Consider the following 6,115-nt stretch of genomic DNA (forward strand, 5'->3'; position numbering starts at 1 on the left):
GCCGGGCGCTCTAAGAGCGCCCGATGATCGGCCTGCCCGGTGTGGAGGCCCCAGCACGGGCCGACAACCAGGGGACGGTCACTCGGCCGCTCGGGCGGCGAGGTACTCGGCCGCGAGGTGATCAGGCATCGGTTCGTACCGCAGATGGCTCCGGGAGAACGTCCCGATGCCCTGGGTCAGCGAACGGATGTCAACGGCGTACCTGAGCATCTCCGTCTCAGGCACCTCGGCTCTGATCATCGTACGGTTCCTGCCCCCGGCGCCGGCCTGCGCCGTGTCGCTGGCCGGCGCGATCCCGACAACCCGGCCACGTCGTGCCGCCAGATCGCTGGTGACCGGGCCGACATGCTCATCGGGCGTGAGCACGCAGACGGAGAGCACAGGTTCGAGCAGCAGAATCCCGGCGGCCCGAGCGGCGTCCTTCAACGCCAGCGCACCCGCGGCCTGGAAGGCGACGTCGGAGGAGTCCACGGAGTGCGCCTTGCCGTCCACCAGGCGAACCCGAAGGTCGACAAGCGGGAAGCCGGCGGCCACCCCGAGGCCGAACTGGCGCCACACGCCTTTCTCCACGGACGGGACGAACTGGCGCGGGACAGCGCCACCGACCACCTCGTCACAGAACTCCCGCCCGGAACCGGCCGCCAACGGCTCCACCTCGATATGACAGATCGCATACTGGCCATGGCCGCCGGACTGTTTGACATGCCGGCCCGTTCCCCGGGCTGGTCCGCGCAGGGTCTCCCGCATGGGCACCCGTATCGGCATCCGGTCGACTGCCACGCCGTAACGGTTCTCGAGCCGGTCAATGATCATATCGCCGTGGGCCTCGCCCATGCACCACAGGACGAGCTGTCCGGTCTCCGCGTTGTGCTCCACGGTCACGCTCGGGTCCTCGGCGCTGATCTGGGCGAGCGCGGTGGACAGCTTGTCCTCGGAGCTCTTCGTCCGCGCGCGGATCGCCATGGGCAGCTGCGGTTTGGGCATGCGCCAGGCCTCGAACAGGATGGGAGCGTCCGGGCTCGACAGGGTGTCCCCGGTTTCCGCGGTTGTGAGCTTGGAGACGGCGCAGATATCGCCGGCCTGGCACATCTCGACGAACTGCTGCGCGGATCGGCCCATGGGATGGGAGATTGCGCCGATCTTCATGTCCTCGTCGTGGTCGGGATGGCCCCGTTCGGCCCGGCCGTGCCCGCAGACATGCACGGGTGTGTCCGGGCGCAGCGTGCCGGAGAACACCCGGACCAGGCAGACGCGCCCGACATACGGGTCGGTCGTTGTCCTGATGACCTCGGCCGCCAGCGGACCGTCAGGGCCGCCCGACGGGACCGGGCAGGACGATCCGTCCGGCCGGCTGGCAGCCGGTACGGGATGCTCGAACGGGGACGGGAACGCCCGCGTGAAGAGGTCCAGCAGTTCTGTGACGCCAGGTGCGCCGGGCCCGCTCCCCGCCGTCGCCACGACCGGATGGAAACGCCCCCGGGCGACCGCCGTCTCCAAATCGTCGAGCAGCAGTTTCGTCGGAAGCGCTGTGCCGGCCAGGTACTGGTCGAGCAGGGACTCGTCCTCGCTCTCGGCGATGATCCCTTCGATCAGAGCGTTGCGGGCGGCGGCAGCCCTTCCGGGCCAACCATCCCCGTCCCCGTCCCCGTCCCCGTCCCCGTCCGTGTCCGTGTCTGTGCCCCCGTCGGTGTCGTCGATGCCGGCCTGCGCCAGCAGGTCCACCAGCCGGTGACGCTGGCCGTCCGGCGTGGGCTCGGTGGGCCGCGACCGGCTCACCACCGGCAGGTAGAGCGGGAGCACACCCGCGCCGAACATCTCCTGGCAGTTGATGAGGGCCGAGGTGAAGTCAGCCCGCGGGCGGTCGAGCCTGGTGATCGCGATCGCGCGGGGCATCGCGGCGGCGGCGCATTCGTCCCAGAGCAGGCGCGTGAAGCCGTCGACTCCGTCGAGCGCGCTGACCACGAACAGCGCCGCGTCAGCCCCGCGCAGGCCGGCGCGCAGGTCCCCGATGAAATCGGCGAGCCCCGGCGTGTCAAGCAGGTTGATCCGTAGCCCCCGATGCATCGTGGACAGCACGGTCAGGCTGATCGTGCGCTGCCGGCTCTCACCGTCATCATGATCGGTATGTCGGGTGCTGGTGGCGTGGCCGGCTGCTGCCCCGCCGCCGTTCGCGGCGATCAGCAGGTTCTCGGCGAGTGCGCTCTTGCCCGCGCCGGTGTGACCGACAAGGACGATGTTGCGTACGCCGGTGTCGTGTCGATGATCGGGACGGGCCTCGCGTGTCGTTGTTGGCTTCACCCGCTCCTCCCCGGTGTGACATGGCCACTGGGTGGGTGGGAAGGTGAGAAACCAGTGGACGGCTGCTGAACGGATTACCAAGCCCTTCAGGAACAGGTTCCCCCTTGACGGGTGTGTGAACAACCCGTGTCGGCCGAATGAGGTGACGGTTGCCGACCGTGCCGGCGGTACTGTGAACCAGCAGTGGCGGACGTATGGGACGGGACGGACATGCTCGCTAGCAAGGCACGGCCGCAGATCCAGCGCGTGCTTGATCCTCTGGGTGAGCGGTTGGCCCGGTCGCGGGTATCACCAGACGCCGTGACGATCGTGGGCACCATCGGCGTGGTCGGTGGGGCGCTGGGTTTCTTCACCCGTGGGGTCTTCTTCGTCGGCACCGTCGTCATCGCGCTGTTCGCCTTCTCCGATCTCATCGACGGGCTCATCGCCCGTGCCCGCGGGATCTCCTCGCGCTGGGGCGCCTTCCTGGATTCCACCTCCGACCGGATCGGTGACGGTGCCATCTTCGGTTCACTGATCATCTGGTATGCCGGTGACGGCGATTCGATGCCGTTGTGCGTCGCCTCGCTGATCTGCCTGATCGCCGGTTCGGTCATCTCATACGTCAAGGCTCGGGCGGAAGGGCTGGGACTGCGCTGCGACGTCGGCTTCGCCGAACGCGGCGAGCGGCTCCTGGTTGTCCTGGTCGCCGCTGGCCTCTACGGCCTGGGCGTGCCGTATCTGCTGCCGGCCGCACTGTGGTTCCTGGCTGCCGCCACAGTGCTGACGGTGGTGCAGCGGATCATCTACGTCCGCCGGCAGTACCTGAGGCACGATCAGGGCGCTGGCGCTGGCGTGGGGGCGGCCCAGCCGCCGGTCGGGCCGTCCGCGGCCATGCGCGCCCACTGACGTGACGGGACGGCCTGCGTTGACGATCGCCCGTGCCCGGATGACGGACCTTGCCTACGCGACCGGCTGGCGGGTCGTGCGTGTGCTGCCCGAGCGCGCTGCCGCGCGGGCGTTCGCCATGGCGGCCGACGCCGCCGTGCGCCGGGACGGCCGGGGAGCCCGCCGGCTGCGGTCAAACCTGGCGCGAACCGTCCCGCCCGGCACCGACCTTGACCAGCTCACCCGGGCCGCGATGCGTTCCTACGCCCGCTACTGGCTGGAGGTCTTCCGCCTGCAGGACATGCCGCGTGAGCGGATCATCAACGGCATGCGCATGCTGGCGGAGCCTCGGCTGCGTGCGGCCCTGGCGTCTGGCCAGGGCACCATCGCCGCGCTGCCGCACATGGGCAACTGGGAACATGCCGGCGCGTGGCTTGCCGCGAACGGGGAGCCGTTCACGACGGTCGCGGAGCGGGTGGAACCGGCCTCGCTGTTCGATCGGTTCGTGCGGTTCCGCTCCGCGCTCGGCATGGAGGTCATCCCGCTCACCGGTGGTGAGCAACCACCTTTTGACCTGCTGGCGGACCGTCTGCACGCGGGTGGCACGGTGTGCCTGCTGGCCGATCGCGATCTGTCCGCGGACGGCGTTCCGGTCACCTTCTTCGGAGCGACGGCCACGATGCCGCCGGGGCCGGCCGCCCTCGCGCTGCGGACCGGGGCGACGCTGCTGCCGGCCACCCTCTGGTTCGACCCGGCCGGCTGGGGTGTGCGCATCCACCCGGCCGTGCCGCACACCGACGTGCCGCGCATGACACAGGCGCTGGCGGACGCCTTCGCCGAGGGCATCGCGGCCCACCCCGAGGACTGGCACATGCTCCAGCGCATCTGGCGGGACGAGCCGGCTGAGCCGGCTGAGCGGGCTGAGCGGTCCGAGCCGGCCGAGCGGTCCGAGCGGGCTGAGCGGGCTGAGCGGGCTGAGCGGGCTGAGCGGGCTGAGCGGGCTGAGCGGGCTGAGCCTGGGGGAAAGCCGGGATCGGCCGGCCCGGCGGCGACCGGAGCGGGAACATGAAGATCGGTCTCGCGTGTCCCTACACCTGGGATGTGCCCGGGGGGGTGCAGGTGCACGTGCGGGACCTTGCCGAGACCCTTATCAGCCTGGGCCACGACGTCTCGGTCATCACTCCGGTGAACAACGAGAGCACCCTGCCGCCGTACGCCGTGGACGCGGGCCACGCGGTGCCGGTGCCCTACAACGGCTCGGTCGCCCGGCTGCTGATGGGGCCGGTGTCAGCGGCCCGCGTGCGCAGGTGGCTGCGGGAGCACGATTTCGACGTGCTGCACGTCCACGAGCCCACGGCACCCAGCGTCAGCCTGCTCACGTGCATGCTTGCCGATGGTCCCATTGTCGCCACGTTCCACACGTCCAACCCGCGTTCGAAGATTCTTACGGCCGCTCACGGCGCGTTGCAGCCCTCGATGGAGAAGATCCGGGCGCGGATCGCGGTGTCCGAGGCGGCCAGGCGAACGATCGTCGAACATCTCGGCGCGGACGCGCTCCTCATTCCCAACGGTGTGGCGGTGGACGCCTTCCGGGACGCCACGCCGCTGCCCACCCGTCCACCGGGTGACGCGACCGTGGTCTTCCTGGGGCGTATCGACGAGCCCCGCAAGGGCCTGGACGTGCTGCTGGCGGCGTTGCCGGCCCTGGTGGCGCGGTGCGGGCAGGCGCGCCTGCTGGTCGCTGGCCCAGGCGACGGGGAGGCGGTACTCGATCGGGTTGACCCGGGCCTGCGGGAGCGGGTGCGGTTGCTCGGCCTGGTCTCCGACGCGGACAAACCCCGGGTGTTCCGTTCCGGGGAGGTCTACTGCGCGCCGAACACCGGGCAGGAGAGTTTCGGCATCGTCCTGCTGGAGGCGATGGCCGCCGGCACACCGGTGGTGGCCAGCGACATTGACGCCTTCCGCCGCGTTCTCGATGACGGCCAGGCTGGCCGGCTGTTCCCAGCTGGGGATGCGGCAGGGCTCGCCCACACGCTTGCCGAGCTGCTGGCCGATCAGGCTGAGCGCAACCGCCTCGCCGAGCGGGGCCGTGCGGTGGTGGCCGCCTACGACTGGCCGGCGATAGCGAAACGTATTGCCGGGGTGTATGAGATGGTTGCCGGTGACGTGCCCGTGTCGGTGGCGGTGAGTCCTGATTCTGAAACGATGCGCCATTCTGCTTGATCGGAGTCAAGCCCCCCGGCGCGAGATCATTCGCCGTTGACTACGCTGCGCGAGGTGCTCCTAGTCGTCCTCACGGTCGTGGTCATTGTTCTGATCGCCACCTACCTCACCTGGCTCGCGAGCCGTCTGGACCGTCTCGCTGTCCGGGTCACCGACGCCCGTGCGGGTCTGACCAGCCAGTTGGCGCTGCGGGTAGCCGCGGCTGGGGAACTCGCCCGGCAGTGCGAGCTGACGGAACTGGGCGCGGCGGCCGCCCGGACGCGGGCGGCCCAGGCGGTCCTCGCCGCTGACAGCCCGCTGGACGACGCCGAAGCGGTGGAGAACAATCTCAGCCGGGCACTGCGGTCACCCGCTGTCGCCGCGACAGCCGATCGCGCGCCCGACGCTCTGCACGCGGTGGACGTCGCCGCGGCGCGGGTGGCCCTCGCCCGCCAGCTGTACAACGACGCGGTTCGTGATGTACGGGCCTTGCGGGGCAGGCGGCTGGTCCGGGTGCTGCGACTGGCCGGGCGCGGGCAGCTGCCCGCCTACTTCGAGATCGACGACGCCCTCCCGCCGCGGGGCGGCGGAGACGGGAAGAACGACGGTGACGAGAAAAATACCGGTGACGGTACGTTGAATGGTGATATGACTGGATTTGCCCCTTAGCGGTCGCCGCCGGACGGTATGAGCGGCGGCTGCCCGCGTCCCGTCAGCTATATGCGATCATTAAGAGCGCCCGGCAAGA

Annotated in this window: 5 protein-coding genes; 4 read left to right on the plus strand and 1 reads right to left on the minus strand. The window is 70.1% G+C overall.

Annotated elements, in window-relative coordinates; translation table 11 throughout:
- Positions 1-78: 78 nt before the first annotated feature.
- Complete coding sequence (locus tag MJ777_RS19230; protein WP_239377348.1) at positions 79-2,298, minus strand: elongation factor G-like protein EF-G2; 2,220 nt, start codon at positions 2,296-2,298, stop codon at positions 79-81.
- A 210-nt stretch (positions 2,299-2,508) separates the two neighbouring features.
- Here MJ777_RS19230 and pgsA point away from each other — a divergent pair, with 210 nt between their 5' ends.
- The 4 genes from pgsA to MJ777_RS19250 are packed head-to-tail and all read left to right on the plus strand — an operon-like array spanning position 2,509 to position 6,036.
- Positions 2,509-3,186, plus strand: coding sequence for a phosphatidylinositol phosphate synthase (gene pgsA, locus MJ777_RS19235; protein WP_239347234.1), 678 nt, complete (start codon positions 2,509-2,511; stop codon positions 3,184-3,186).
- Positions 3,187-3,226: 40 nt separating this feature from the next.
- Positions 3,227-4,234 carry a phosphatidylinositol mannoside acyltransferase gene (locus tag MJ777_RS19240; RefSeq protein ID WP_239377351.1) on the plus strand — a complete coding sequence of 336 codons (1,008 nt, stop codon included), beginning with the start codon at positions 3,227-3,229 and terminating at the stop codon, positions 4,232-4,234.
- Positions 4,231-5,388: a glycosyltransferase family 4 protein gene (locus tag MJ777_RS19245; protein ID WP_239311366.1), complete on the plus strand. Its 1,158-nt coding sequence runs from the start codon at positions 4,231-4,233 to the stop codon at positions 5,386-5,388. The genes MJ777_RS19240 and MJ777_RS19245 overlap by 4 nt, the downstream gene beginning before the upstream one ends.
- 36 nt (positions 5,389-5,424) lie before the next feature.
- Positions 5,425-6,036 (plus strand): hypothetical protein, encoded by a 612-nt coding sequence (locus MJ777_RS19250; RefSeq protein ID WP_239311361.1) that lies wholly within the window; start codon positions 5,425-5,427, stop codon positions 6,034-6,036.
- Positions 6,037-6,115: the final 79 nt, after the last annotated feature.

Source organism: Protofrankia sp. Cj5, from assembly GCF_917627405.1.
GTDB lineage: Bacteria > Actinomycetota > Actinomycetes > Frankiales > Frankiaceae > Protofrankia.

Coding starts and splice junctions, on each gene's coding strand:
- pgsA (WP_239347234.1), top strand. CDS start 2,509: ATGCTCGCTAGCAAGGCACGGCCGCAGATCCAGCGCGTGCTTGATCCT.
- MJ777_RS19240 (WP_239377351.1), top strand. CDS start 3,227: ATGACGGACCTTGCCTACGCGACCGGCTGGCGGGTCGTGCGTGTGCTG.
- MJ777_RS19245 (WP_239311366.1), top strand. CDS start 4,231: ATGAAGATCGGTCTCGCGTGTCCCTACACCTGGGATGTGCCCGGGGGG.